This is a genomic window from Amycolatopsis sp. cmx-8-4 (genome assembly GCF_046548675.1).
Taxonomy (GTDB): Bacteria; Actinomycetota; Actinomycetes; order Mycobacteriales; family Pseudonocardiaceae; genus Amycolatopsis.
In genome coordinates this window covers 184260-209323 of sequence record NZ_JAEBDZ010000014.1, presented here as the reverse complement: position 1 = coordinate 209323, position 25064 = coordinate 184260, and the positions used below count along the sequence as shown (strand labels likewise).

Sequence of the window (25064 nt, the reverse complement as noted above, 5' to 3'; positions counted from 1 at the left end):
CGGATGGCCCTCCGGCGTGGAAAGGACGTACGGGTCGCGCTGGCTGTCCATCATCTCCTGGTAGAGAACCGCGATTCCGGGCGGCCGGGCTACGAACCGATTCCCTGCAGGGGTTTCGTCCGACCCTTTGGGCCGAGAGTTCCCCCGGCGGGTCGGCGGACGTTGGCGGCCTTCCGAGTGATGATCATCACTCTTCCAGCCTCCTTTGTAGACTTTCCCGCCAGTCTCTCGTGCCGCTGCTGCACGGGTTGGCCGGAATCATCCGGGTACGCACAGCTGCGTTGAGGATCGTAGAGCTGAGCGGGTCCGCGGTCCGCGGACCCGCTCAGGCCGCCGTCCCCGTTGCCTGGCTGCTCACGGGGACCGCGGACTTCATCAGGCGGCCGAGAACGACCGCGTGGTCGGCGAACCGCTCGTAGACGCGGCTCAGTGCGGCGATGTCCGCCGGCTCGCGCAGGGCGGCCAGGATCCGGCGCAGGTCGGCGAGGTCGTCCTCGACCCTGATCGACGCGCGGGCGTGCGCGTCGTCGTCGGTGGCCAGTTCCACCAGCCATACGGTGATGCGGCCCAGCTCGACGAAGTCCGGTGTCAGCGCGTGCGGCACCACCGGGTGCGGGTAGGCGCGCTGGACGGCCCGCGCGACCTGGAGGACGAGCCCGCTCAGCCGCTCCAGCTCGGTCAGCGCGTGGATCGCCGCGAGCACCGTCACCGCCGGCGCTCGCAGCGCCAAGACCGTGTGCACCTGCCGGGCCAGCTCCTCGCGCTCGCGGTCGAGCCGGACCGAGTCGGCCACGATGTCGTCCGCCAGCGCGACATCGGCCTCTTCCAGGGCAACGGTCGCGCGCTCCATCGCGGCCGCGGTCGCCCGGGTCAGCCGCACCAGGTCGTCGGCGGCGGATTCGTGGGAGGAGGGGCTGCGCATGCCTCCACACTGTCCAACCAGGACAGACGCGTCCAGCATTTTGACGGGAATTCGACGCCGGTGAACGGAACTGGTCAAGACGCCGTCAGCGTCGGCCGTCGCGGCGTGAAGAAACAGCACCTCGGCCGCGGTACGACTGCCTCCGCGGCGAGGCGGCGGAGCTCCTCGAGGTCCTCCCGCTCGGTGGCCAGCTCGATCGCTTGAACCGGGTCCGTCATGGTGTTTCCTCCGGGACGAAGCGGTACCCGATGCCCGTTTCGGTGACCAGGTACCGCGGGTGCGACGGTTCGGGCTCGAGCTTCCGCCGCAGCTGTGCCATGTAGACGCGCAGATAGTGCCCGCGCTCCGCGCACTCCGGGCCCCAGACGGTGGTCAGCAGATGCCGGCTGCTGATCAGCGAGTCGGGGTTGCGGACCAGCTGCTCGAGAACGGCCCATTCGGTCCGGGTCAGGTGCACCGCGGTGTCACCCCGGCGGACGATCTTGGCCGCGACGTCCACGGTGAACGCCGCGGTCTCGACGACGAAGTTGGGCGCGGGCGGCGCGGCGAGCGCCAACCTGCGCTCCGCGGCGCGCAGGCACGCGAACAGCTCGTCCATGCCGAAGGGCTTCGTGACGTAGTTGTCGGCGCCGGTGTCGAGGGCCTGGATCTTGTCTGCGGGCTCGTGCCGGGCGGACAGCACGATGATCGGCATCGCGCTCCAGCTCCGCAGCTGCCGGATCACCTCGATGCCGTCGATGTCGGGCAGTCCGAGGTCGAGCAGGACCAGGTCCGGCCGGGCGGTCGCGGCGGAGAGCAGCGCGGAGGCGCCGTCTGCGGCCGTGATGACCTCGTAGCCGCGGGCGGTGAGGTTGATCCGCAGGGCGCGCACGAGCGCGGTCTCGTCGTCGACCACCAGCACGGACGTCATCGCGCTCCCGCATCGGCCGCCGGGAGGGACAGGACGACGGTCAGCCCGCCGCCCGGAGTGTCCTCGGCGCGGACGGTCCCGGCCATCGCCTCGACGAACCCCTTCGCGACCGACAGGCCCAGGCCGACGCCGGTGGTGGTGTTGCGGTCGCCGAGCCGCTGGAACGGCGCGAACGCGGATTCGGCGCTGCCCTTCGGCAGGCCGCGACCGTGGTCGACGACCCGCAGCTCGACCCGGCCGGCGTACGCGCTGGCGCGGACGGCGACCTCGCCACCGCCGTGGCGCAACGCGTTGTCGATCACGTTGGCGACGGCGCGTTCCAGCAGCCCGGCGTCGGCCGTGACCGCGGGCAGCCGGACGTCGACGTCGACCACGACCTTCCCACCGCCGTCCACCGCGGCGAGCGCGGTCGTGACGACTTCGTCGTACCCGACCGGGCGCAGGATCGGCCGCACCGCGCCGGTGGCCAGCCTGGAGGAGTCGAGCAGGTTGTCGACGAGGCCGGCGAGCCGGTCGGCGGACTCTTCGCCGGCGGCGAGCAGCTCTTCGACGTCCTCCTCCGACAGGTCGATGTCGTGGGCGCGCAATCCGCCGAAGACGGCTTTGATCGAGGTCAGGGGGGTGCGCAGGTCGTGCCCGACGGCCGAGAGCAAGGCCGTGCGCAGCTCGGTGGTCTCCGCTCGCCGTTGCGCTTCCTGCGTCTGGACGGTCATCCGCTGCTGACGCAGGGCCAGCAGCGCCTGGCCCGCCGCGGCTTCGAGGACCCGTTGATCGTGCGCCGGCAGCGTCCGCCCGCGCAGCGCCAAGTGGACGTCGTCGGTCACCGGGACGTCGGCGTCGGCTTCGTCGGGGTCGTCGCATGGCCGATCGCCGGTGCAGGCCACGCGCACCCACGCATCGCCCTGCTTCTCCAGCAATGCCACGGATTCCAGCGCGAAGTTCTCGCGGACCTTCTCCAGCAGCCGCTGCAGCGGCTGGTCGTGGCCGAGCACGGTCCGGGCGTAGGACGCCAGCAACGCGGCCTCGGTCCGCGCTTGGGCCGCGGCGTCCGCCCGCCGTGAGGCGCGGTCCACCACGAGCGCGAACGCCACCGCGACGACGACCATCGCGACGAGCGTGATGACGTTCTGCTGGGCGTCGACGGTCAGGGTGTACAGCGGCGGCGTGAAGAAGAAGTTCAGCAGCAGCGCGCTCGCGATCGAGGCGAACAGCGCGGGCCCGAGGCCGCCGACCAGCGCCACGATGATCGTCGCGAGGAAGTAGTCGATGACGTTGGTCGACAGGATCAGCGTCTGCCGCAGCAGCACCCCGATCAGCGTCGCGACGGCGGGTAGCGCGAGCGCGAGGGCCCAGCCGGCGATCTGCCGCCGCCGGGCCAGCGAGCTGCGGGGGAAGAGCTTCGCGCGCAGGCGCCCGCCGGATTCGGCATGGGTGACCATGTGCACGTCGATCGGCCCGGACTCCTGCACCACGGTGGCGCCGATGCCCTCGTCGAACAGCCGCGCCACGCGGGAGCGGCGCGAGGTGCCGATCACGAGCTGGGTGGCGTTGACGCCGCGGGCGAAGTCGAGCAGCGCGTCCGGTACGTCGTCGCCGACGACGGTGTGGAAGGTGGCGCCGAGGTCGTCGGCGAGCTTGCGGTACTCGGCGATCGCCTGCGGCGAGACCCCGGCCAGGCCGTCGCCGCGCAGGACCTGCACCACGAGGAGCTCGGCGCCGGCCCGCTTGGCGACCCGCCGCGCCCGCCGGATCAGCGTCTCGCTTTCCCGGCCGCCGCTGATCGAGACGACCACCCGTTCCCGGGCCTCCCAGGTGTCGGTGATGTCGCGTTCGGTGCGGTAGCGCTGCAGCGCGACGTCGACTTCGTCGGCCACCCACAGCAGCGCCAGCTCGCGCAGCGCGGTGAGGTTGCCGGGCCGGAAGTAGTTGCCGAGCGCCGCGTCGATCCGCTCCGCCGGGTAGACGTTGCCGTGGGCCAGGCGCCGTCGCAGCGCCTCGGGGGTGATGTCCACCAGCTCCAGCTGCGCGGCGCGGCGGACGACCTCGTCGGGCACGGTCTCCTGCTGCACGATGCCGGTGATCCGCTCGACGACGTCGTTGAGGCTCTCCAGGTGCTGGACGTTCACGGTGGAGAGCACGTCGATCCCGGCGTCCAGCAGCTCGTCGATGTCCTCCCAGCGCTTGGCGTTGCGCGAACCTTCGACGTTGGTGTGCGCGAGCTCGTCGATGACCGCGACTTCCGGGGCCCGGGCGAGGATGGCGTCGACGTCCATCTCCTCGAAGGCGTGGCCGCGGTAGTCCACGCGCTTGCGCGGCACGACCTCCAGGCCGTCCAAGAGCTCGGCGGTCTTGAGCCGGCCGTGGGTCTCCACCAGGCCGACCACGACGTCGGTGCCGCGGTCGAGCCGGCGGCGGGCCTCCCCGAGCATGGCGAAGGTCTTCCCCACGCCCGGGGCGGCCCCGAGGTAGATCCGCAGCTCGCCGCGGCGGCGTTTGTGGTCGCCGCCGGGCGGTCTCGCGTCTTCCGTCGTCACGGTCAGTGCCTGGCCGCCGCGACCGCCAGGTTCATCCCCAGGACGTCGACCGCCGGGTCACCGAGCACCCCGATGCCGCGGCCGGTCGTGTTGTCCGCGACGATCGTGCGGACCGCGTCCTCGCTCAGCCCGGTCTCCCGCGCGACCCGCGGCACCTGCAGCTCGGCGAAGGCCGGGCTGATCTGCGGGTCGAGCCCGGACGCCGACGCGGTGACCGCGTCCGCCGGCACCTTCGAGGCGTCGACACCTTCACGCTTGGCGATCAGGTCCTGCCGCTGTTTCACCGTGGCCAGGAGATCCTCGTTGGCGGTGCCCTTGTTCGAGGCACCCGACGTCGACGGGTCACCCGGCCCGAGCGGGTCCTTCGACCCGGCCGAGGGCCGGTTGTGGAAGAACGGGTCGTGCGCCGGATCCTTCGCCACCGGGTCGACCCCGATCAGCGACGACCCGACGGCCTGCCCGTTCTGCGTGACGATCGAGCCCTCGGCGTTGTCCGACAGGCCCGGGATCCGCGCCACCGCCCACACGGCGAGGGGGTAGACGACACCGAGCAACACGGTCAGCACCAGCAGCATCTTGAGGCCGGCGATGCTCTGCTTGTACAGCACCTTCATGGTCACATTCCCGGAATCAGTCGGACGAGCAGGTCGATCAGCCAGATCCCGGCGAACGGCGTCACGATGCCGCCGAGTCCGTAGATCAGCAGGTTGCGCCGCAGCAGCGACTTCGCGCTCGAGGGCCGGTACCGGACGCCGCGCAGGGCGAGCGGGATCAGCGCCACGATGATCAGCGCGTTGAAGATCACCGCGGACATGATCGCCGAGTTCGGCGAGTGCAGGCCCATGATGTTGAGCCCGCCCAGCTGCGGGTAGATCGCGGCGAACATGGCGGGCAGGATCGCGAAGTACTTCGCCAGGTCGTTGGCGATGGAGAACGTCGTCAGCGCGCCGCGCGTGATGAGCAGCTGCTTGCCGATCTCCACGATCTCGATGAGCTTCGTCGGGTTCGAGTCGAGGTCGACCATGTTGCCGGCCTCCTTGGCCGCCATGGTCCCGGTGTTCATCGCCACCCCGACGTCCGCCTGCGCCAGGGCGGGAGCGTCGTTGGTGCCGTCACCGGTCATCGCGACCAGCCGGCCGCCTTCCTGCTCCTTCTTGATCAGCGCCATCTTGTCTTCGGGCTTGGCTTCGGCGAGGAAGTCGTCCACCCCGGACTCGTCGGCGATCGCCTTGGCGGTGAGCGGGTTGTCGCCGGTGATCATCACCGTCTTGATGCCCATCGCGCGCAGCTCGGCGAACCGCTCCCGCATGCCCGGCTTGACGACGTCGGACAGCCGGATCACGCCTCGCACGATCGCGACGCCCTCGACCTGCTCGGCGACGACGAGCGGCGTGCCGCCTTCGGCGCTGATCGTGTCGACGACGCTGTGCACTTGGTCCGGAATAGTGCCGCCGTGTTCGGCGACCCAGGCGCGCACCGCGCTGGCGGCGCCCTTGCGGACGACCCGGCCGTTCAGGTCGATGCCGCTCATCCGGGTCTGGGCGGTGAACGGGACGAACTCGCCGGACTTCTCGGCCTCGCTCGCCTCGGTCGGCAGGACGTGCTCGCGGGTGCACAGGTCGATGATGCTGCGCCCCTCCGGTGTGCCGTCGGCGAGGCTGGACAGCCGGGCCGCGATCGCCAGGTCGTCGATGGACGACGACCCGACGTGCAGCAGCTCGGTCGCCTGCCGGTTGCCGAAGGTGATGGTGCCGGTCTTGTCGAGCAGCAGCGTCGAGACGTCGCCGGCGGCCTCCACCGCGCGCCCCGACGTGGCGAGCACGTTGCGCTGGACCAGGCGGTCCATGCCCGCGATACCGATCGCGGACAGGAGCGCGCCGATCGTCGTCGGGATCAGGCAGACCAGCAGCGCGGTCAGCACGATCACCGACACGAGCCCACCCGAATAGCCGGCCATCGGCTGCAGGGCGACGACGGCCAGCACGAAGATGATCGTCAGCACCGCGAGCAGGATGGTCAGCGCGATCTCGTTCGGCGTCTTCTGCCGCGACGCGCCTTCCACGAGAGCGATCATGCGGTCCACAAAGGACTCACCCGGCTTGGTCCTGATCTCCACGACGATCCGGTCGCTCAGCACCGTCGTGCCGCCCGTGACGGCCGAGCGGTCGCCGCCGGACTCGCGGATGACCGGGGCGGACTCGCCGGTGATGGCCGACTCGTCGACGGTCGCGATGCCCTCGACGACGTCGCCGTCGCCGGGGATCACCTCGCCGGCCTCGACCACGACCCGGTCGCCGATCTTCAGCTCGACACCCGGCACGCTTTCTTCACTGCCGTCGGCCCGCAGCCGGCGGGCGACGGTTTCCTTCTTGGTCCGCCGCAGGCTTTCCGCCTGGGCCTTGCCGCGGCCTTCGGCGACGGCTTCGGCGAGGTTGGCGAACAGCACCGTGAACCACAGCCACAGCGCGACGCCGATGTTGAACACGCCGGGGTCGGTGATCGCGAAGACGGTGACCAGCACGGAGCCGACCCACACCACGAACATGACGGGGTTGCGCAGCTGGTGGCGCGGGCTGAACTTGCGGAAGGCGTCCGGCAGGGACGTCCAGAGCTGACGGGGGTTGAAGACGCCCGCCCCGATCCGGCCCACGTTTTCGGCGTGGTGCTCGGTGGTTTCCTCGGGGGAACGCTGGGTGGTGATGGTCATGCGAGGGCCTCCGCGATGGGACCGAGAGCGAGGGCGGGGATGAAGGTCAGGGCGGCGACCAGCACCACGGTGCCGCCGAGCATGGTGGCGAACAGCGGGCTGGTGGTCGGCAACGTGCCCGCGGTTTCCGGCGTCTTCTTCTGCGCCGCCAGCGAACCGGCCAGGCAGAGCACGGCCAGGATCGGGATGAACCGGCCCAGCGCCATGCAGACGCCGAGCGTCGCCTGGTACCAGTCGTTGGTCACCGTGATGCCGGCGAACGCACTGCCGTTGTTGTTGCTGGCCGAGGTGTAGGCGTAGAGCAGTTCGGAAAAGCCGTGCGCGCCCGGATTGTTGAACGCGTCGGTGTTCCCGGGGATCAGCAGCGCCGCACCCGCGCCGATCAGCACGACGGCGGGCATCGCGAGCATGGCGATCGAGGCGCAAGTGACCTCGCGTTTGCCGAGCTTCTTGCCCAGGTACTCCGGCGTCCGCCCGACCATCAGGCCGGCCAGGAACATCGCGATGATCGCCATCACCAGGATGCTGTAGAGCCCGGTGCCGACGCCGCCGGGAGAGAGCTCGCCGAACATCATGTTGATCAGCGTGCCGAACCCGCCGAGGCCGGAGTAGCTGTCGTGCATCGAGTTCACCGCGCCGGTGGACGTGCCGGTCGTCGAGTCGGCGAACAACGCCGACGCCGCGAGCCCGAACCGGGTCTCCTTGCCTTCCATGGCCGCACCCGCCAGCCGGGCGGCCGCGCCGTTCGCGTGCGTCTCGCCCCACCAGATGACCGTGAGCATCCCGGCCCACAGCACGCCCATGACGCTGAGCAGGACGTAACCCTGCTTGGTGTTGCCGACGAGCTTGCCGAACGTCCGGGTCAGGCTGACCGGAATGACCAGGAGCAGGAAGATCTCGATCAGGTTGGACCAGGAGTTCGGGTTCTCGAACGGGTGGGCGGAGTTGGCGTTGTAGATGCCGCCGCCGTTGGTCCCCAGTTCCTTGATGGCCTCCTGGCTCGCCGCCGGTGCCAGCGCGATCGTGCTGCCCGAGCCGTCCGGGTTGAGCACCGAGACGCCGGACTTGAGGCTCTGCACGACGCCGAGCGCGACCAGCACGATCGCGAACACGAACGAGATCGGCAGCAGCACGCGGATCGTGCCGCGGGTCAGGTCGACCCAGAAGTTGCCCAGCCGATCGGACTTCGAGCGGACGAACGCGCGGGTGAGCGCGATCGCCACAGCAAGACCGACACCGGCGGAGACGAAGTTCTGCACGGTCAGGCCGGCCATCTGGACCACGTGGCCCATGACGCTCTCGGGGATGTAGGACTGCCAGTTCGTGTTGGTCACGAAGCTGATCGCGGTGTTGAACGCGACCCCGGGGTCGACCGTGCGGCCGAAGTTCAGCGGCAGCAGCGGCTGGATCCGCTGCAGCAGGTAGAGGAACAGCACCGAAACGAACGAGAAGGCCAGCACGCCCGAGGCGTAGGTCTTCCAGTGCTGCTCGGACTCCGGGTCCGCGCGCACGACCTTGTAGACGGCCTTTTCGAGCCGCCAGTGCTTCGTGCTCGTGAACACGCGGTACATGTAGTCGCCCAGTGGCCGGTACACCACCGCCAGGGCGAGCAGGAGGAGGCCGACCTGTCCAAGGCCGGCCCACGTCGAGGACATCAGAACTTCTCCGGTTTGATCAGCGCGATGAACAGGTAGACGATCAGGGCCAGCGCCAGCACGCCGCCGACGACGTTGGCGAACACGCCGGTGCCGCTCACAACCGCTCCATTCCACGCAGGGTCAAGGCCAGCACGGCGAACACGACGATCGCCAGCAGCACATAGGCCAGATCGGCCATACGACTGCTCCCTTCTCACGCACATCGGGCTGGGGTCGACCGAATGGTGACCCGGCTGGCGGAAGCGTGCCTCCCGGAGTTCCTGACCGGATGTCACCTGACAGAGTCTTGACGCGGCTTCGAGCCGCGTTGACGCGTTCTTGACGCGGATGACTACGCAGCGAAATGATCACCACTCGATCGGGGTAATCGGTCAGGAATCGACCGGCGCCACGACACACTCCGTGTGTCCATTCCGGACTTGGTCACAACTCGGCCTCGGCGGTGTGAACGGCTCGCCTCGGCGGGAGTTCGGGGCCAGTCTTGAACGATCACGGCCACAGCAGCCCGAACCGGATCTCACTCCCCGGGAGTCCCCTTGGCAGCCGACCCCGATCTCCGCACGTCCGTTCCCCGCCGGAGCACCGTCCAGGCGAGCCACAGCAGCCACGACGGCGCGATCTCGGTGATCGTGACGCTCGACGGCCAGGTGCGCGACCTGCAGCTGGCCGACACCGCGACCACGCGCCCGGCGGCGCAGCTGGCGCGCGACATCCTCGAATGCATCCATGCCGCCCAGGCCCTGTTCGACCTGGGACCCGCTACCCGTTGAGGTAGCGTTCGTACACCGCGACCCAAACGTCCAAATCGGACAAGTCTTCGACGATCCGCTGCCCGGTGCCGGTGAGGGACAGCACCACGTCGCGGCCGGATTTCTCGTCCCAGGTACCCGCTTCCGACCGCCGGAGCGCTCCCTCGGCCGCCAGCACCCGCAACGCGGGATCCAGGACACGACGCGGGAAGCGCCGACGAAGGTCGGCGAACACCCGGCCGCCGGAGGCGAGTTCGTCGAGCAGCTCTGCCGCACCGGGGCAGGAGATCACGCGCGTCAGGACGGCTTCGGTCATGGCAACTCCCGGGAACGACGTGCCCGGGCACCGTAGGCACGCGGCCGGAGCCGGCCACGGCCGTTGACGAGACTCTGACGAGCAGCCGGAAGACGTTTACGCGATCTCTACGCCGACACCCGAATCTTGATACTTTCCCTACGCCGGCCGCCCGGCGCGGAAGGCACGCTCCCTACGTGCCGGCACCCACGTCATCACTCAAACGGCTGGTCGTCGGCCGGCCGTTCCGCAGCGACACCCTCGGCGACACCCTGCTGCCCAAGTGGCTCGCGCTCCCGATCTTCGCGAGCGACCCGCTGTCGTCGGTCGCCTACGCGACCCAGGAGATCCTGCTGATCCTGTCGATCGGCGGTCTCGCCTACTTCAGCCTGGCGCCGTGGATCGGCTTGGCCGTCGCCGTGCTGCTCACCGTCGTGGTGATCTCCTACCGGCAGGTGGTGCGCGCCTACCCCAGCGGCGGCGGCTCGTACGAGGTCGCCTCCCGCAACCTCGGGAGCCGCGCGGGCCTGGTGGTCGCCGGCGCGCTGATGGTCGACTACATCATGACGGTGGCCGTGTCCGTCTCCTCCGGCGTGGACAACATCATCTCCGCGGTCCCGCAGCTCAACGACGAGCGGATCCTGCTGGACGTCGGATTCATCGTCGTGCTCATGGCGATGAACCTGCGCGGCATCCGGGAGTCGGGACGCACCTTCGCCGCGCCGACCTACCTGTTCATCGCCACCGTCGTGCTGATGATCGTGGTCGGCTTCGCGCGCGTCCTCACCGGGCACCCGCCGGTCTCCGAAAGCGCGGGCTACGAGGTGCACCCCGAGCAGGTCGGGCTGACCGGCCTCGCGCTGGTGTTCCTGCTGCTGCGGTCGTTCTCCTCGGGCTGCACGGCGCTCACGGGCGTCGAAGCCATCTCGAACGGCGTCCCGGCGTTCCGGAAGCCCAAGGCACTCAACGCCGCCCGCACGATGACCGCCATGGGCGCCGTCGCGGTCGTCATGTTCGGCGGCATCACGGCCCTCGCGCTGATCACCCGGGTGCACATCGCCGAAAACACGTGCGACCTCGCCGGGTTCGCCGGCAACTGCGCGACCGATCCCCAGCGCACCGTCATCAGCCAGATCGGCGCGGCCGTGTTCGGCGGCGACCACGCCGTGCTGTTCTACGTCCTGCAGGCCGCCACGGCCCTCATCCTGATCCTGGCGGCGAACACCGCGTTCAACGGCTTCCCGTTGCTGGCCTCGATCCTGGCGCAGGACCGGTTCCTGCCCCGGCAGCTGCACACCCGCGGCGACCGGCTGGCGTTCTCCAACGGGATCATCGCGCTGTCGGTCGTCGCCGCGATCCTGATCTTCGCCTTCGACGGCTCCACGACCCGGCTCATCCAGCTCTACATCCTCGGCGTGTTCACCTCGTTCACGCTGTGCCAGGCCGGGATGGTCCGGCACTGGAACCGGATCCTCGCCGACACCACCGACCCCCGGGAACGACGGTCCGCCCAGCGGTCCCGGCTGATCAACGCCCTCGGCGCGGTCCTGACCGCGGTCGTGCTCGTCGTCGTGCTGATCACGAAGTTCACCCACGGCGCGTACCTGGTCGTCATCGCCATCCCGTTGCTGTACGTCTTCATGCGCTCGATCCACCGGCACTACACGCACGTCCGCGAAGAGCTCGAACCGGACGACGAGAGCGAGCTGCTCCCCAGCCGGGTCCACGCGATCGTGCTGGTGTCCACGTTGCACAAACCGAGCCAGCGCGCGATCGCGTTCGCCCGCGCCACCCGTCCCGACTCCCTCGCCGCCATCACCGTCAACGTCGACGACGCCGACACCCAGGAGCTGCGGCGCACGTGGGAACGACGGGGGATGAAGATCCCGCTGAAGGTCATCGAGTCCCCGTACCGCGAGATCACCCGTCCGGTCGTGCAGTACGTCAAGAACCTGCGGCGCAGCAGCCCGCGGGACGTCGTCTGCATCTACATCCCCGAGTACGTCGTCGGTCATTGGTGGGAGAACGTGCTCCACAACCAGAGCTCACTGCGGCTGAAGGGACGGCTGCTGTTCGAACCCGGCGTCATGGTCACGAGCGTCCCCTGGCAGCTGCACTCCACCAGCCGCCGCGACCTCCAGCGCGTCCGCCCGCTCCCCGGTGACATCCGCCGCGGTGTCACCACCCGGCGCCGTTAGTCTCCACGGCATGGCCCGCACCCGCCTCTACCGCGACGGCGTCCTCGTCGCCGAGGACTTCCCCGCCGCGGACGTCTCCGACCACCTGGCCGACCCGGGCGCCACCGTCTGGCTCGACCTGTGCTCCCCCACCGAAGAAGACCTCGCCACGATCAGCGAGGAGCTGAGCCTGCACAAGCTCGCCGTCGAGGACGTCGTACAGGACCACCAACGGCCGAAACTGGACCGCTACGACACCCACTCCTTCCTCACCGCCTACGCGGTGCGCCTCGACGTCGAGAGCGGCACCCTCGACGCGATCGAGATGGACGCGTTCATCACCGAACGCGCCCTCGTGACCGTCCGGGAGAACGACCACTTCGACATCGGCGAGGTCCTCAGCCGGTGGGACGAAACGGCGGAGCTCGCCAAGAGCGGCGTCGGCTACCTACTGCACGGGCTGCTCGACTACGTCGTCGACAGCCACTTCGAGGCCGTGCAATCCCTCGACGAACAGATCGAGGCCCTCGAAGACCTCGTCTTCGACGACGACGTCGACCACCGCGAGATGCACCGCCGCTCCCTGCACTTGCGCAAGAGCCTGGTCCGGCTCCGGCGGGTCGTGCTGCCGATGCGTGAGGTCGTCAACTCGCTCATGCGCCGCGATCACCACGTCTGCGACAGCGAGCTGATGCCGTACTACCAGGACGTCTACGACCACGTGCTGCGCGCGTCGGAATGGACGGAGTCCCTGCGCGATCTCGTCACCACGATCCGCGAAACCCAGCTGAACCTGCAGGCGAACCGCCTCAACACGATCATGAAGAAGGTGACCGGCTGGGCGGCGATCATCGCGGTGCCCACGGCGATCACCGGTTTCTACGGCCAGAACATCCCTTACCCGGGTGTCGACCAGCCGTGGGGCTTCTGGGTGTCCACGGCGGCCATCGTCGTGTTCTCCGCCGGGCTCTACGTGTTGTTCAAGCGCAAAGACTGGCTCTGAGCAGTCCCTCAGCGAGGTGTGCCGGCGACCTCGCGCACCGCATCGGCGACGGCGCGGAAGTCCTTGCGCAGGATCGCGCCGTGGTTGCTCGCGACCTTCGCGCTCACCTCGATGTTCGGGTTCCGGGCGATCACCGCGCCGACAGCGGCTCGGACCCGGTCCTGCTCGTCACCCTTGCTTCCGAACGACGTCCCGGAACCCAGCACGTACCGCGCCGGGACCTCGATGGCGTCCAGCACCGGGCCGAGCTCGCGCTCACGGGAGATCCTGCCGAGTTCGATGTTGCTGTCGGCCTGCTGCCCGGCAGCCATCCGCGGCGCCAGCCCCGTCGGGCGCAGCAGCGGCAGGAACCAGCCCATCCGCTTGAACAGCTTCCGGATCCGCCGCTCCATGGCCTCGTCGAGCCAGTCGTAGGGTTCGGCGCCCTCGACGAAAACCGCGCCGAGAGCACGCTCGGGATTCCGGCCGGCCCAGTGCGCGGCGACGAACGCCCCGTAGGACCTGCCGGAAGCCGACGCCGAGTTCGGCGAGGACTCGCCGCCAGTATCCCTGGGTGGCGAACTGGCCGTTGCAGTAGATCACGGGAACGCCGGGACCACGGGTGTCGGTGACGGCCAGGGCCGTGTCGTCGACCGGCACCATGCCGGTCCATTTCGTGGTGGTCGTGGACGTTGCGTTCTTCGTCATGCGATCACTTCTTCCTGACGCAGAAGACGTTCTGGATGAGGCTCCGCACTGCCCGCTGGTAAGCCGCGGCGGGAGCGACACCGGTGTCGACGTAGGTGATCGAGGCCTCCAGAGTCTTGCTGCCGTCCAAGGTGCTGTACGCCAACGTCCCGTAGCCCTGCACGCCGCCGTTGTGGTTGACGAGCACACCGCCGCTGCAGTTCGCGTCGGCGTGCAGCTCGAACAGCCCGAGGCCGTAGTCGCTCGTCGGGTCGGGCGTCGGGTGCGGCTTCACCATCTCGGCCAGCAGCGGGGCCGGGAGCAGTTTTCCGCCCAGTAGCGCGGAATAGAACGTGCCGAGGTCCTTCGTCGTCGAAATCAGCTCGCCGGCACTGGAGATCCACGACGGGTTCTGCCGGGTGACGTCGACCGTCTTCGGTTGCCCGGCGGTGTCCTGGTACCGGTAGTAGGCGTGGGCGTGCGGCCCGGGGACGTCCGGCGAAGTACCCGGGGCGAAGGTGTCGCGCAGCCCGAGCGGCCACAGGATCCGCCGCTGCACCTGATCGGCGTACGAGCGGCCGGTGACCTTCTCGATCAGCAGCCTGGCCACGACGTAGTTGGTGTTGGCGTAGCTCCAGCCCGTGCCCGGGGCGAACCGCGCCGGCTTGGACAACGCGTACCGCACCAGGTCCGCCGGCCGGTAGGTGTGGAACCGGTTGTCCACCCATTCCCCGCCCGACCACGGGATACCCGGGACGACCGTCCCGTCGTCGTAGTACTCGCCGGTGTAGTTGAACAGCCCGCTGGTGTGCTGCAGCAGCATCCGTGGGGTGATCCGCGGGTCGAAGCCGTACCCGGGCAGGTAGCCGGCCACCGGAGTGTCCAGCGCGACTCGGCCCTCGGCCACCAGCTGCAGCACCACGGTCGCGGTGAACGTCTTGGTGGTGCTGCCGATCCGGAACCGCCCGTCCGTCGGCGGCGTCCCGGCCTCGCCCAGCTCGCGGACCCCGGCGCTGCCGGTCCAGTCACCCCGCTGGTCGTGCACGCGCAGCTGCACCCCGGTGAACCCGGAGTCGACGATCGCCTGGATCGTTCGCCGCAGCTCCGGTCGTCCCGGCTCCGCGGCGGCCGTCGGCACGGTCACGCCGGTCAGCAGCGCGACGGCCGACAGCAGCGCCCCGGCCCGCCGGAAGCTCACGAGATCTTCCGGCGGTAGGTGAGCGTGGCGAAGAAGTACGCGACGACGAGGATGCCGACGCACCAGGCGAGCGCGATCCAGATGTCGGAACCGACCGGCTGCTCGGTGAACAGGCTGCGCAGGGCGTTGACGATGGAGGTCACCGGCTGGTGCTCGGCGAAGGCGCGCACCGGGCCGGGCATGGTGCCGGTGGGCACGAACGCCGAGCTGAGGAACGGCAGGAAGATCAGCGGGTAGGAGAACGCGCTCGCACCGTCGACCGACTTCGCCGTGAGGCCCGGGATGACGGCGAGCCACGTCAACGCCAAGGTGAACAGAAGCAGCACGCCCAGCACCGCGAGCCACGCCGACACGCCCGCCCCCGAGCGGAAGCCCATGAGCAGGGCGACACCCACGACGACCACGAGCGAGATCAGGTTGGCGACCAGCGAGGTGAGCACGTGCGCCCACAGCACGGCCGAGCGCGCGATCGGCATGGACTGGAACCGTTCGAAGATGCCGTTCTTCATGTCCAGGAAGAGCCGGAACGCGGTGTAGGAGATGCCCGAGGCGACGGTGATGAGCAGGATGCCCGGCAGCAGGTAGTTCACGTACGAATCCGAACCCGCTTTGATCGCGCCGCCGAACACGTAGACGAACAGCAGCAGCATGGCGATCGGCATGATCGCGGTCGTGATGATGGTGTCCGCGCTGCGCGTGACGTGCCGCAGGGACCGTCCCAACAGGACGGCGGTGTCGCCGAGGAAGTGCTTGGTCATGACTGTTCCTCACTCGCGTCGGTGCCGACGAGGGTGAGGAAGACGTCTTCGAGAGTCGGCTGCTTCTCGACGTATTCGACCTTGGCCGGCGGCAGGAGCCGCTTGAGCTCGGCGAGGGTGCCGTTCACGATGATCCGGCCCTCGTGCAGGATCGCGATCCGGTCGGCGAGGTGTTCGGCTTCGTCCAGGTACTGCGTCGTGAGCAGCACCGTCGTGCCGTGCTCGGCGAGTTCCTTGACCGCGCGCCAGACCTCGAGGCGCGCCTGGGGGTCGAGCCCGGTCGTCGGTTCGTCGAGGAAGACGACCGGCGGGTCCCCGATGAGGCTCATTGCGATGTCGAGACGGCGGCGCATGCCACCCGAGTACGTCGCCACCTTTCGCTCGGCCGCGTCGGTCAGCGAGAAGCGCCGGAGCAGGTCGTCGGCGATCTTGGCCGCGCCCTTGAGGTGCCTCAGCCGGGCGACCAGCACGAGGTTCTCGCGCCCGCTGAGGATTTCGTCGACGGCCGCGAACTGCCCGGTGAGGCTGAAGGACTCTCGCACGTTGTCCGCTTGCGTGGCGACGTCGAAGCCGTGGACGCTCGCGGATCCCCTGTCGGCTTTCAGCAGGGTGGACAGGATTTTCACGACCGTGGTCTTACCCGCGCCGTTCGAGCCGAGCAGGGCGAAGATGCTGCCCCGCGCCACGTCGAAGTCCACACCGCGCAGGACCGTCAGGTCCTTGTACGCCTTCTCCAGGCCCTGCACGCGGATCTCGGGCGCGGCTGCCGTCGGCGCCGTCACGAGCGTTTCTCCTCGTCCAGTCCTTCGGCGCGTTCGATGCCGTTGGTCAGCCGTTCGCGTTCACGGGTGACCCAGCCGCCCTTCGTGTAGTTCTGGATGAAGGCATCGACGAAGTCCACGGGATCCGCTCCGACGATCTCACGGATGGGCGTTCCGTCCGCCGCGGCCTGCTCGAACAGGTCGATCAGGTCCTCGAACATCGACGCCGCGGTGTCACCGTCCGCTCCGCCGAAGAACATCAAGTACCGTTCCAGCGCCTCGACCGCCGCGCGGTAGTTCGCGGGAAGCTGCCGGGTGCGCGCCTTGTACGCCCGCCACCTGCGCTTGTCGCCGATCACCTTGGTGGTGATATCCGAAATCTTCACGGTCGATTTCCTCCCTTGCGAAGCTGTTCCAGCCGTTCCGAGAGGAAGCTCCACGTCCTCCAGAACTCGTCGAGGTGTTCCCGTCCCCGATCGTTGAGCGAATACACCTTGCGCGGCGGCCCCTTCTCGGACGGGACCTTTTCGACGTCGACGAACCCGCGCTGCTCGATCCGCACGAGCAGGGCGTAGACGGTGCCCTCGGCGATGTCGGTGAAGCCCTGGTCCCGCAGCCACGCGGTGATCTCGTAGCCGTAGGCGGACCGCCCGAACAGGATCGCGAGAACGATGCCCTCCAGCGTTCCCTTGAGCATCTCCGTCACCTGCTTGCCCATGGGCCACCCTTCACCTACTCAGTGATGCTGACTACCGGTAGATAGTATCACTGAATAGTGATGGCGCAAGCCTCCTCGTCGCCGGGAGACAACGACGCTCACCGCAGCGCGACCCGTCTCGGCGGACGCGCTCGTCGTGACCTACCGCGGCGGCGAGTGCGGCACGGACGCGGGGCGGGCGGACAGCCGGGTGAAGATCGATGCGAGCGTCTCGCTGGCCACGACCTACGGAACCCGCTCTACCGGTACGGCCGGAATCCGAGGCCGGCGGCGACGAAAGGCTGCGTGCGCCAGTAGCTCCGGAACTCCTGGCGGATCAGCGCCACGATCACGAGGTACCAAGAATCCACTGTGGAACCGGCGCAACGCGCACACCGCCGCGGCTGAACCGGCGCGAATTCAGGCGCCTACGGCACCGGCTTCGCAACACTACCGAGGTCACTTCAGGACGACGTCCGGTACTCGTGTTTCAGTACCACCGTTCTGGTGGGTATCACGGCGCCAACTTCACCTGCGGATCGTGGCGAAAGTGTCGGCCACCCAGTCGGCGACATAGGCACTCACGTGCGGGAGGTGGTCGAGTCCGATGTGCTCGGTCGCGCCCTCTTCCGGGGTGAACACGCGCAGTTCGCGCCGTGGTGAGTTGACCGCCTGCGAGTAGGAGCGGTGGGCGTACTCGAGGGGGATCTGGCGGTCCTTCTCGCCGTGGGCGATGAGGAACGGCACGGTGATCTTCTCGACGACACCGTCGAGGTGGACGTCGTCGGCGAAGGTGATGAACGTGTCGAGGTCGTCGTGGCCCCACACCCACAGCACGTGCTCCCAGTAGTGCGGTACCGGACGCTCGCCCTCACGTTCGAGGCGGCGGCGCTGCACCGCGCCCCAGTTGTGGTTGGCGCCCCACGCGACGCACAGCGCGAACCGCTTCTCGAAGGCCGCGGCCCTGGGGGCGAAGTAGCCGCCGAGCGACCAGCCGACGATCCCGATCCGCGCCGGGTCGACGTCGTCGCGCTGTTCGAGCCAGTCCACGGCGGCGCCGGCCCACACCTCGCTGTCGATCCGGGCCGTGATTCCCTGTAGCCGCAACGCTTCGCCGGTGCCGGGCTGGTCGAGCATGAGGCACGAGATGCCGCGGGCGGCCAGCTCCTCCCAGTGCGCCGACCCGTACATGTGCTCCTTGGTCGAGTCCAGCCCGTTGACCAGGATCACCACCGGCGCCGGACCGTCGCTCGTGGCCGGTGCCGCGCTGAAGTAGGCGGGCAGGGTCGTCCCCTCGTACGGGATCGCCACCCGGGACACGCGCGGGTCGCGCAGGTCGAACGCCTTCCGCGCCAGGGCCAGGACACGGCGATAGGTGGGCAGCCGGTCGGGGTTCGAGTGCGCGAGCATGCGCTCGGCCTGGCACAGATAGTTGGTGGCGCGGAAGTACAGCTGACCGGCGGTGCGCTCGTGCCCGGCTTTCTCCGCTGCTTCGGCCTGGGCGACGAGCTGGTCGGTCAAAGCGGTCCAGGCGCGCAGGAAATCCGGGGTGCCGGCGTCGGAGCCCCGCGCGGCGGCCTCGCGGATCGGGCGGCAAGCGCGGTCGATCTCGTCGATCAGACCGCCGGAGTTGAGCGCGGCGACCACGCCGAGGTTCCAGACGTAGTTTCCGGGGAAGTACTCGAACAAGGTCAGATCCTTTCGGGGTGGAGCCGGTTCCGGGGCCGTCGCCGCGCCGGACGCACCGGCGGCAGCACCAGCCCGGGCACGACGGTGTTGCGGATGGTCCCGATGCCTTCGACGGTCATCTCGACGACGTCGCCGGGCTTCAGCGGCGGTGGCTGCTGTTCGCCGCGCCGGCCCCACAGCTCGGCCAGGCAGCCGCCGTTGCCGCACGTGCCCGAGCCCAGGACGTCCCCGGCCCGCACCCGGGTGCCGCGACCGGCGTAGGCGACGAGTTCCTCGAACGGCCAGCCCATGTTGGACAGCAGGTCCTGGCCCACTTCGACGCCGTTGACCGTGACGCGCATGCCCAGCGCGAGGAAGCCGTCCGCGTCCCGGTACGGCTCCAGTTCGTCGGCGGTCACGAGCCACGGCCCCAGCGTGGTGGCGGAGTCCTTGCCCTTGGCCGGGCCGAGGTTGACCCGCATCTCGCGGCGTTGCAGGTCGCGGGCCGACCAGTCGTTCATGATCGTGTAGCCGAAGATCGCGTCCGGCCCCAGCACGGCGGCGACCTCCAGCTCGAAGTCGAACGACCGCGAGCCCGGCGGGACCGGCACGTCGTCGTGCGCGCCGACCAGGGCGGCGGGGTTGGTGAAGTAGAACGTCGGCGCCTCGTACCACTCCGGCGGCACGGACCCCGGCGCGACCATGCCCTCGACGTGCTCTTCGAAGGCGACGAAGTCGCGGACGCTCGGTGGCTCGAGCGGCGGTAGCAGCCGCACCTCGGCCAGGGCCACGGCCGGCCCGCCGAGCGCGGCCGCCCCGGCTTCGAGGGCGGCGGGCAGGCCTCGGCGGACCAGGTCGAGAAAGGTGACCCCGGCCGCGAACGCGTGGACGCCGGCGCCCGAGACCACGCCCGTGTGCACGGTTCCGCCGTACTCGTAGGTGGCGAGGCGCATCAGACCGGCGGGGCCACGAACAGGCCCTTGTCGGGGTCGTTGAAGGAGCGGGCGGCGACGAACTCGTTCATCGCGTTGGCCGTGCCCCACTGGTCGGACACCTCGGGCCGGGTGAAGTCGTAGAGGTGCGGGTGCCAGGCGTCCTCGTCGATCAGCTCCAGCTCCGTGGTGTACTCGACGGTGTTGCCGTGCGGGTCGAGGAAGTAGCTGAAGGTGTTGTTGCCGGCCAGGTGCCGTCCGGGGCCCCAGATCTTCTCGACGCCGGCCCGCAACAGCCGCCCGGTCCCCCGCATGTACTCGTCGATCCCGCGCATCTCGAAGGACGCGTGGTGCAGTGACGGGTGCGGGCCGCGGGCGATGGCCAGGCTGTGGTGCCAGGCGTTGATGCGCAGGAACCACATCATCCCGCCCATCCGCGGGTGCGTCAGGGTGTCGGACAGCTTGAACCCGAGGTGCCGCTCGTAGAACCGCCGGGTGCCTTCGGGGTCGGCGGAGTTGATCACCGCGTGGGACAGCCGGACCGGGATCGCCTCGCCCGCTTCGATCTTCCGGTGGGCGCGGACCGCGACGTCGGCGCTGATCTCGATGGTGCGGCCTTCGTTGTCGAAGAACCGGAACCCGTATCCCCCGCCGGGAGTCCGCAGGGTGCGGGGTTCGTGGACCAGCGTGACGCCGGCGGTCGCCAGGCGGGCGGCCAGGGTGTCGACGTCGGCCGCGGTGGCCACGCCGAACGCGATCAGGTCGATGCGCTTGTCCGTTGCCTGGCGCAGCCGCACGATGTATTGCTCGGGCGAGCCTTCCGCGGCGAGGAAGGCGATCCCGGTGTCGGTGTGCTCGGTGGTCAGCCCCCACGCGCCGGTGTAGAAGTCCTGCTGGCGGGCGAGGTCGGGCACGGCGAGGTCGACGTGCCGCAGGTGGGTGATCAGGCCGTCGGTCATGGCGTTCCTCCGGAAGGGTCAGGCGGGCTGGGCGACGAGGGCGGCGACGGCGCCCATCAGGCCGGGGACGTCGCCCGGTTCGCGGTCGAGGAGCCACTGGCCGAGCTGGTTCGACGCCTCGACGACGGCCGTCGCCCGGGCGACGCGCCGTTCGGTGAAAGCACTCCACACCCTGTCGTCGAGGGTTTCGGCGCCGAGCAGGAGTTCACTGAGGACGGTCGCGTCCTCGAGCGCCTGAGCGCCGCCCTGGGCCAGGGTCGGCGGGCAGGCGTGGACGGCGTCGCCGATCAGCACCACGCGGCCGCGGTGCCACGGCGCGGGCAGCACGTGGGTCTCGAACCAGGTGTAGTTGACGTGGGAGGGATCGTCCAGCGTGGCGAGGATGTCGTCCCACGGCCCGTGGTAGGCCGAGGCGAGTTCGCGCATGGTCGCGAGCCGCTGGTGCGGGGTCAGGGAACTGCGGTCCCGCGCGTCCTCGACGACGTAGGCGTAGAGCGAGTTCTCCCCGGTCGGGCAGTACCCCGCGATGTAGCAGGGACCTCCGTAGAAGAGGTCCGTGCGGGTCACCGACGCCGGCCGAGGGCCGAAGGCGCGCCAGATACCCATGCCGGTCGCACGGGTCGTCAGGTCGATGCCGAGCATCCGCCGGATCGCCGAGCGGATCCCGTCGGCGCCGACGACCAGGTCGTAGCGGGCAGCGGTGCCGTCGGAGAAGGCGACTTCGACGTGATCGGCCTGCTGAGCCAGTGCGGCGACGGTGAGCCCGAACCGGATCTTCGCGCCGGTCGCGGCCGCGCGGTCGTGCAGGATCCGGGCGAGGTCGGGACGCGGCATGCCCAGGGCGGCGGGCAGGTCCGGGCCGCCGGTGCGGGCGTCCGGCAGCTCGACCAGGAGGGTTCCGGCGGGATCGGGCGCACGCAGCCCCAGGCTGTCGAACCCGTACCCCTTCGCCCGGACCTCCTCCCAGACGCCGAGGGCGCGCAGCTCGCGCAAGGCGTTGCCCTGCAAGGTGATCCCGGAGCCGATGGCGGCGACGCCGGGCTCGGCTTCGACGAGGTCGACGGCGACTCCGGCCTTGGCGAGGTGGATCGCGGTGGCCGTGCCGGCGAGACCGCTGCCGACGACGAGGACGGTGGTGACGGCGGGCATGGCGGTCCTCACTTGACGGCGATCGGGGCGACCGGGGCGCCGACGGCGCCGGTCACGGGCAGCGGGTCGGCGGTCAGCCAGAACTCGTACGTCCCGTCGGCGGCGCAGTCGGCCGCGAGGGCGTCGAGGTCCCACATCTCACCGAGGAACAGCCCGAGGTGCGGAATGGCGACCTGGTGCAACGGCTGGAAGGCGTCGTCGAACTCGTTGGGCCGGACTTCGAAGCCCCAAGTGTCGGTGGCGATGGCGGCGATTTCGCTGCGGTGCAGCCAGTCCGCCGTGGTGAACGACAGGCCCGGGGCCGGGCCGCCCGCGTAGTCGCCCCAGCCTTCGCGGCGGGCGCGGGCGAGCCGGCCGGTCCGCACCAGCAGGAGGTCACCGCGGCCGACGCGCGCGGTGTCGCCGTGGGCGGCGATCGTGGCCTCGAGGTGGTCGACGGTGATCGCGAACCCGTCGGGCAGTTCGCCGTCGTCGCCGATCACCCGGCCGACGTCGAGAAGCACGCCGCGGCCGGCGATCCGACCGGCCACGGTCTCGATTCCGGTGACCTGGTCGCCTTCGCTGGTCACGACGTCTCCGGCGCGCCGGCCGTTCCAGGCGATGCCGTGGTCGAAGATGTGGCCGAGGCCGTCCCACTGCGTCGAGGCCTGCAGGGGCATGAAGACGACGTCGTCGGCGCCGCCGAGCCCGTGCGGGAAACCCTGCCCGCGCTCGGCGTCGAGGCCGGTGTCGAGCATCGTGTGGATCGGGTTGGTGCGGCGTCGCCAGCCCTTCTGCGGGCCTTCCGCGTCGAAGCGCTGCGCCAGCGAGAAGCCGGCCCCGCGCCGGACGAGCGCGGCGCCTTCCCGGCGCTTGGCGTCGTCGAGGAAGTTCAGCGTGCCCAGTACGTCGTCGTCGCCCCAGCGGCCCCAGTTGGAGCAGCGCCGGGCGGCTGCTGCGATCGCGCCTTCGGGATCGATTCGGTCCACCCCCTCACTGTCGGGCCGGACGGGATATCAGGGAAGAGCAGATCGGTGATGCAGAGTATCGACAGCGTTGATACCGTGACTCGCTGTGAACCTGGCTCGGCTGGACCTGAACCTGCTGGTGGCCCTCGATGCGCTGCTGCAGGAGCGCAGCGTGACGCGCGCGGCGGCGCGAATGGGCCTCGGCCAGCCCGCGGTGTCGGCCCAGCTGGCCCGGCTGCGCCGGCACTTCCACGACGACCTGCTCACCCGGTCGGGGAACCAGTACCGGCTCACCCCGCTGGCCGTGCAGCTCAAGGAACGCGTGCGCGTGGCCCTCTCCGGAGCCGAGCGGGTGTTCGCCGCGGAGCCCGACTTCGACCCGGCCTCCTCGGCGCGCGAGTTCTCGATGCTCATGAGCGACTACGGGGTGGCCATGCTCGGCCCCGGCATCGCGGGCCGCCTCGCCGACGAGGCCCCGGGCACCCGGCTGCGGTTCCCCGCCAACACACCTCGGATGGTCGACGCGGCAGCTCAGGAGCTGGTCCACACCGACCTGCTGGTGATCCCGCACGGGTTCGTCGACGACCTGCCGCACCAGGACCTCTACCGCGACGAATGGGTGTGCCTGGTGGCCGCGGGCAACACCGCCGTCGGGGACGCCCTGACCGTCCGGCAGCTGGAGACCATGCCGTGGGTCGTGACCTACCACGGGCCGACGGCGTCGACGCCGGCCGCGCGGCAGATGCGCATGCTCGGGATCGAGCCGCACATCCAGGTGGTCACCGAGACGTTCCTGACCGTTCCCGGACTCGTCGCGGGCTCCGGTCGCGTGGCGCTGGTGCAACGCCGGCTCGCGGACGGGATCCCGGCCGAGCTCGGCGTACGGGCCCTGCCGTGTCCCTTCGACGCGACCCCGCTCGTGGAGGCGATGTGGTGGCACCCGATGTACGACGACGACCCCGAGCACCGGTACCTGCGCGACGTGGTCCAGCGGGCCGTCGCGGCGATGATCGGCATCACCCCGGCTGATACCGGCCTTCGGGAGAAGTGATTTCCGCTCCGGCGCCGCGTTCCCGACACTTTGCGCAAGCGTTGCCGATCAGCGGAGACCGGCCGCCCGCAGGCCGGAGGCGCCATGTCCGATCAACTCGCGAGTTCCCGCCCGGCCACGGCCTCGACGGGTGGCCGCCGGCCGGGACCGGCTCAGCTGCTGATCCTGTTGTCCGCCAGCTGTTTGTCGGTACTCGGCGCCGTGCTCATCGCGCCGGTGCTGCCCCAGCTGCAGGACGCTTTCGCCGGAGTGCCCGGCGCCGAGGTCCTCGCGCCGGTGGTGCTCACGGTTCCCGCGCTGCTGATCGGGCTCACCGCGCCGTTCGCGGGCCTGATCGTCGACAAGGTCGACCGCAAGCGGCTGCTGCTGATCGCCTTGGTGTGCTACGCGATCACCGGCACCGCGCCACTGTATCTGCCTTCCCTGCCGGCCATCCTGGCCAGCCGCGTCCTGGTCGGCGTGTGCGAAGCGGCGATCATGACCTGTGCCACGACGCTGATCGGTGACTACTGGTCCGGGGCGCGCCGCAGCCGCTACCTGAGCCTGCAGACGCTCGTCGCGTCGTTGTCCGCGACGGTGTTCCTGGCCTTGGGCGGTGCGCTGGGCGCGCACAGCTGGCGGACGCCGTTCTGGGTGTACGCGGTCGCGGTCGTGCTCGTCCCGCTGACCGCGAAACTCATCTGGCAGCCGGACGGGAAGGCCACCGCGGGCCGGCGTCTGGCGCCGCTGCCGTGGCGTGCCTTGCTGACGCCGTGCCTGGTCACCTTCATCGGCGGCATCGTGTTCTACACCCTGATCGTGGAACTGTCCTTTGTGCTCACCGAAGCCGGACTCGGCTCGACGGCGGCGATCGGCGGCATCAGCGCCCTGATGTCCGTGGCCACCGCCGCCGGGTGCGTCGTGTTCGCCCGGCTGTCCCACCGGACACCGCGAGCGCTGCTTCCGGTGGAGTTCGGGCTGTCGGCGATCGGCTTCGCTCTCGTGTTCGCGACCGGTTCGATCCCGGTGATCTCCGCCGGTGCCGCCGTCGCCGGGTTCGGCACCGGCATGCTCCTGCCCACGCTGCTGACCTGGGCGGTCAACGGGCTGGACTTCGAGCAGCGCGGCCGGGGTACCGGCGTGTGGACCGCCGCGCTGTTCATCGGCGAGTTCCTGTGCCCGCTGCTGATCGCCGCGATCGGCGCCGGCGCCGGCGGTCTGCGCCCGGCCATCGGCGTGCTCGGTCTCGCCGCCGCGGCCATGGCCGCCGTCTGCGTGGTCGCCACCCGGCGGCACAACCCCCGGCTCGACGTCACCACCGACTGACCGGACGATCCCGGCGCC

General features: G+C 69.9%; 25 protein-coding genes. 5 read left to right on the top strand and 20 right to left on the bottom strand.

Going from position 1 to position 25064, the window contains the following annotated elements:
* Positions 1 to 325: 325 nt before the first annotated feature.
* The 8 genes from ACLJQZ_RS28595 to kdpF all read right to left on the bottom strand — a co-directional run bounded on the left by ACLJQZ_RS28595 (position 326) and on the right by kdpF (position 8829).
* A complete protein-coding gene (locus ACLJQZ_RS28595; protein ID WP_410622964.1) occupies positions 326 to 922 on the bottom strand; it encodes a phosphate signaling complex PhoU family protein in 597 nt (198 codons plus the stop codon).
* 74 nt (positions 923 to 996) lie between these two features.
* Positions 997 to 1140 (bottom strand): hypothetical protein, encoded by a 144-nt coding sequence (locus ACLJQZ_RS28590; protein WP_410622963.1) that lies wholly within the window; start codon positions 1138 to 1140, stop codon positions 997 to 999.
* Entirely contained in the window at positions 1137 to 1832 is a 696-nt protein-coding gene (locus ACLJQZ_RS28585; protein WP_410622962.1) for a response regulator, read from the bottom strand. Before ACLJQZ_RS28585 ends, ACLJQZ_RS28590 begins: the two co-directional genes overlap by 4 nt.
* Positions 1829 to 4366: a DUF4118 domain-containing protein gene (locus ACLJQZ_RS28580; protein WP_410622961.1), complete on the bottom strand. Its 2538-nt coding sequence runs from the start codon at positions 4364 to 4366 to the stop codon at positions 1829 to 1831. The genes ACLJQZ_RS28585 and ACLJQZ_RS28580 overlap by 4 nt, the downstream gene beginning before the upstream one ends.
* Before the next feature lie 2 nt (positions 4367 to 4368).
* On the bottom strand, positions 4369 to 4980 hold the full coding sequence (locus ACLJQZ_RS28575) for a potassium-transporting ATPase subunit C (protein WP_410622960.1): 612 nt from the start codon (positions 4978 to 4980) through the stop codon (positions 4369 to 4371).
* A gap of 2 nt (positions 4981 to 4982) precedes the next feature.
* On the bottom strand, positions 4983 to 7073 hold the full coding sequence (gene kdpB, locus ACLJQZ_RS28570; RefSeq protein ID WP_410622959.1) for a potassium-transporting ATPase subunit KdpB: 2091 nt from the start codon (positions 7071 to 7073) through the stop codon (positions 4983 to 4985).
* Positions 7070 to 8728, bottom strand: a complete 1659-nt coding sequence (kdpA, locus tag ACLJQZ_RS28565) for a potassium-transporting ATPase subunit KdpA (RefSeq protein ID WP_410622958.1) — start codon at positions 8726 to 8728, stop codon at positions 7070 to 7072. Before kdpA ends, kdpB begins: the two co-directional genes overlap by 4 nt.
* Positions 8728 to 8829 (bottom strand): K(+)-transporting ATPase subunit F, encoded by a 102-nt coding sequence (kdpF, locus tag ACLJQZ_RS28560; RefSeq protein WP_284740395.1) that lies wholly within the window; start codon positions 8827 to 8829, stop codon positions 8728 to 8730. The genes kdpA and kdpF overlap by 1 nt, the downstream gene beginning before the upstream one ends.
* A gap of 438 nt (positions 8830 to 9267) precedes the next feature.
* On the opposite strand from kdpF, the gene ACLJQZ_RS28555 reads away from it, so the two are divergent.
* The gene (locus ACLJQZ_RS28555) at positions 9268 to 9501 is read left to right on the top strand and encodes a hypothetical protein (RefSeq protein ID WP_410622957.1); all 234 of its coding nucleotides are present in this window, start codon (positions 9268 to 9270) and stop codon (positions 9499 to 9501) included.
* Here the strand turns inward: ACLJQZ_RS28555 and ACLJQZ_RS28550 are convergent.
* The gene (locus ACLJQZ_RS28550) at positions 9491 to 9796 is read right to left on the bottom strand and encodes a hypothetical protein (protein ID WP_410622956.1); all 306 of its coding nucleotides are present in this window, start codon (positions 9794 to 9796) and stop codon (positions 9491 to 9493) included. The genes ACLJQZ_RS28555 and ACLJQZ_RS28550 overlap by 11 nt on opposite strands.
* 176 nt (positions 9797 to 9972) lie before the next feature.
* Between ACLJQZ_RS28550 and ACLJQZ_RS28545 the strand changes: the two genes are divergently transcribed.
* Both ACLJQZ_RS28545 and ACLJQZ_RS28540 read left to right on the top strand, forming a co-directional pair.
* A complete protein-coding gene (locus ACLJQZ_RS28545; protein WP_410622955.1) occupies positions 9973 to 11973 on the top strand; it encodes an APC family permease in 2001 nt (666 codons plus the stop codon).
* Positions 11974 to 11983: 10 nt separating this feature from the next.
* A complete protein-coding gene (locus ACLJQZ_RS28540) occupies positions 11984 to 12955 on the top strand; it encodes a magnesium transporter CorA family protein (protein WP_410622954.1) in 972 nt (323 codons plus the stop codon).
* A gap of 8 nt (positions 12956 to 12963) precedes the next feature.
* On the opposite strand, the gene ACLJQZ_RS28535 is transcribed toward ACLJQZ_RS28540, so the two are convergent.
* The 11 genes from ACLJQZ_RS28535 to ACLJQZ_RS28485 all read right to left on the bottom strand — a co-directional run bounded on the left by ACLJQZ_RS28535 (position 12964) and on the right by ACLJQZ_RS28485 (position 22711).
* Positions 12964 to 13347, bottom strand: a complete 384-nt coding sequence (locus ACLJQZ_RS28535; protein ID WP_410622953.1) for a hypothetical protein — start codon at positions 13345 to 13347, stop codon at positions 12964 to 12966.
* Between the two features lie 299 nt (positions 13348 to 13646).
* Positions 13647 to 14819, bottom strand: a complete 1173-nt coding sequence (locus ACLJQZ_RS28530) for a serine hydrolase domain-containing protein (protein ID WP_410622952.1) — start codon at positions 14817 to 14819, stop codon at positions 13647 to 13649.
* Positions 14816 to 15577 carry an ABC transporter permease gene (locus ACLJQZ_RS28525; protein WP_410622951.1) on the bottom strand — a complete coding sequence of 254 codons (762 nt, stop codon included), beginning with the start codon at positions 15575 to 15577 and terminating at the stop codon, positions 14816 to 14818. Before ACLJQZ_RS28525 ends, ACLJQZ_RS28530 begins: the two co-directional genes overlap by 4 nt.
* A complete protein-coding gene (locus ACLJQZ_RS28520; protein WP_410622950.1) occupies positions 15574 to 16359 on the bottom strand; it encodes an ABC transporter ATP-binding protein in 786 nt (261 codons plus the stop codon). Before ACLJQZ_RS28520 ends, ACLJQZ_RS28525 begins: the two co-directional genes overlap by 4 nt.
* A complete protein-coding gene (locus tag ACLJQZ_RS28515; protein ID WP_410622949.1) occupies positions 16356 to 16724 on the bottom strand; it encodes a DUF1048 domain-containing protein in 369 nt (122 codons plus the stop codon). The genes ACLJQZ_RS28520 and ACLJQZ_RS28515 overlap by 4 nt, the downstream gene beginning before the upstream one ends.
* Positions 16721 to 17056: a PadR family transcriptional regulator gene (locus ACLJQZ_RS28510; RefSeq protein WP_410622948.1), complete on the bottom strand. Its 336-nt coding sequence runs from the start codon at positions 17054 to 17056 to the stop codon at positions 16721 to 16723. Before ACLJQZ_RS28510 ends, ACLJQZ_RS28515 begins: the two co-directional genes overlap by 4 nt.
* A 507-nt stretch (positions 17057 to 17563) precedes the next feature.
* A complete protein-coding gene (locus ACLJQZ_RS28505; RefSeq protein ID WP_410622947.1) occupies positions 17564 to 18724 on the bottom strand; it encodes an alpha/beta hydrolase family protein in 1161 nt (386 codons plus the stop codon).
* A 2-nt stretch (positions 18725 to 18726) separates the two neighbouring features.
* Entirely contained in the window at positions 18727 to 19656 is a 930-nt protein-coding gene (locus ACLJQZ_RS28500) for a fumarylacetoacetate hydrolase family protein (RefSeq protein ID WP_410622946.1), read from the bottom strand.
* Positions 19656 to 20594, bottom strand: a complete 939-nt coding sequence (locus ACLJQZ_RS28495; protein WP_410622945.1) for a VOC family protein — start codon at positions 20592 to 20594, stop codon at positions 19656 to 19658. Before ACLJQZ_RS28495 ends, ACLJQZ_RS28500 begins: the two co-directional genes overlap by 1 nt.
* 18 nt (positions 20595 to 20612) lie before the next feature.
* A complete protein-coding gene (locus ACLJQZ_RS28490; protein ID WP_410622944.1) occupies positions 20613 to 21743 on the bottom strand; it encodes an FAD-dependent oxidoreductase in 1131 nt (376 codons plus the stop codon).
* An 8-nt stretch (positions 21744 to 21751) separates the two neighbouring features.
* Positions 21752 to 22711, bottom strand: coding sequence for a cyclase family protein (locus ACLJQZ_RS28485; protein ID WP_410622943.1), 960 nt, complete (start codon positions 22709 to 22711; stop codon positions 21752 to 21754).
* Between the two features lie 85 nt (positions 22712 to 22796).
* On the opposite strand from ACLJQZ_RS28485, the gene ACLJQZ_RS28480 reads away from it, so the two are divergent.
* A complete protein-coding gene (locus ACLJQZ_RS28480; RefSeq protein ID WP_410622942.1) occupies positions 22797 to 23741 on the top strand; it encodes a LysR family transcriptional regulator in 945 nt (314 codons plus the stop codon).
* A gap of 84 nt (positions 23742 to 23825) precedes the next feature.
* The gene (locus ACLJQZ_RS28475; protein WP_410622941.1) at positions 23826 to 25046 is read left to right on the top strand and encodes an MFS transporter; all 1221 of its coding nucleotides are present in this window, start codon (positions 23826 to 23828) and stop codon (positions 25044 to 25046) included.
* Positions 25047 to 25064: the final 18 nt, after the last annotated feature.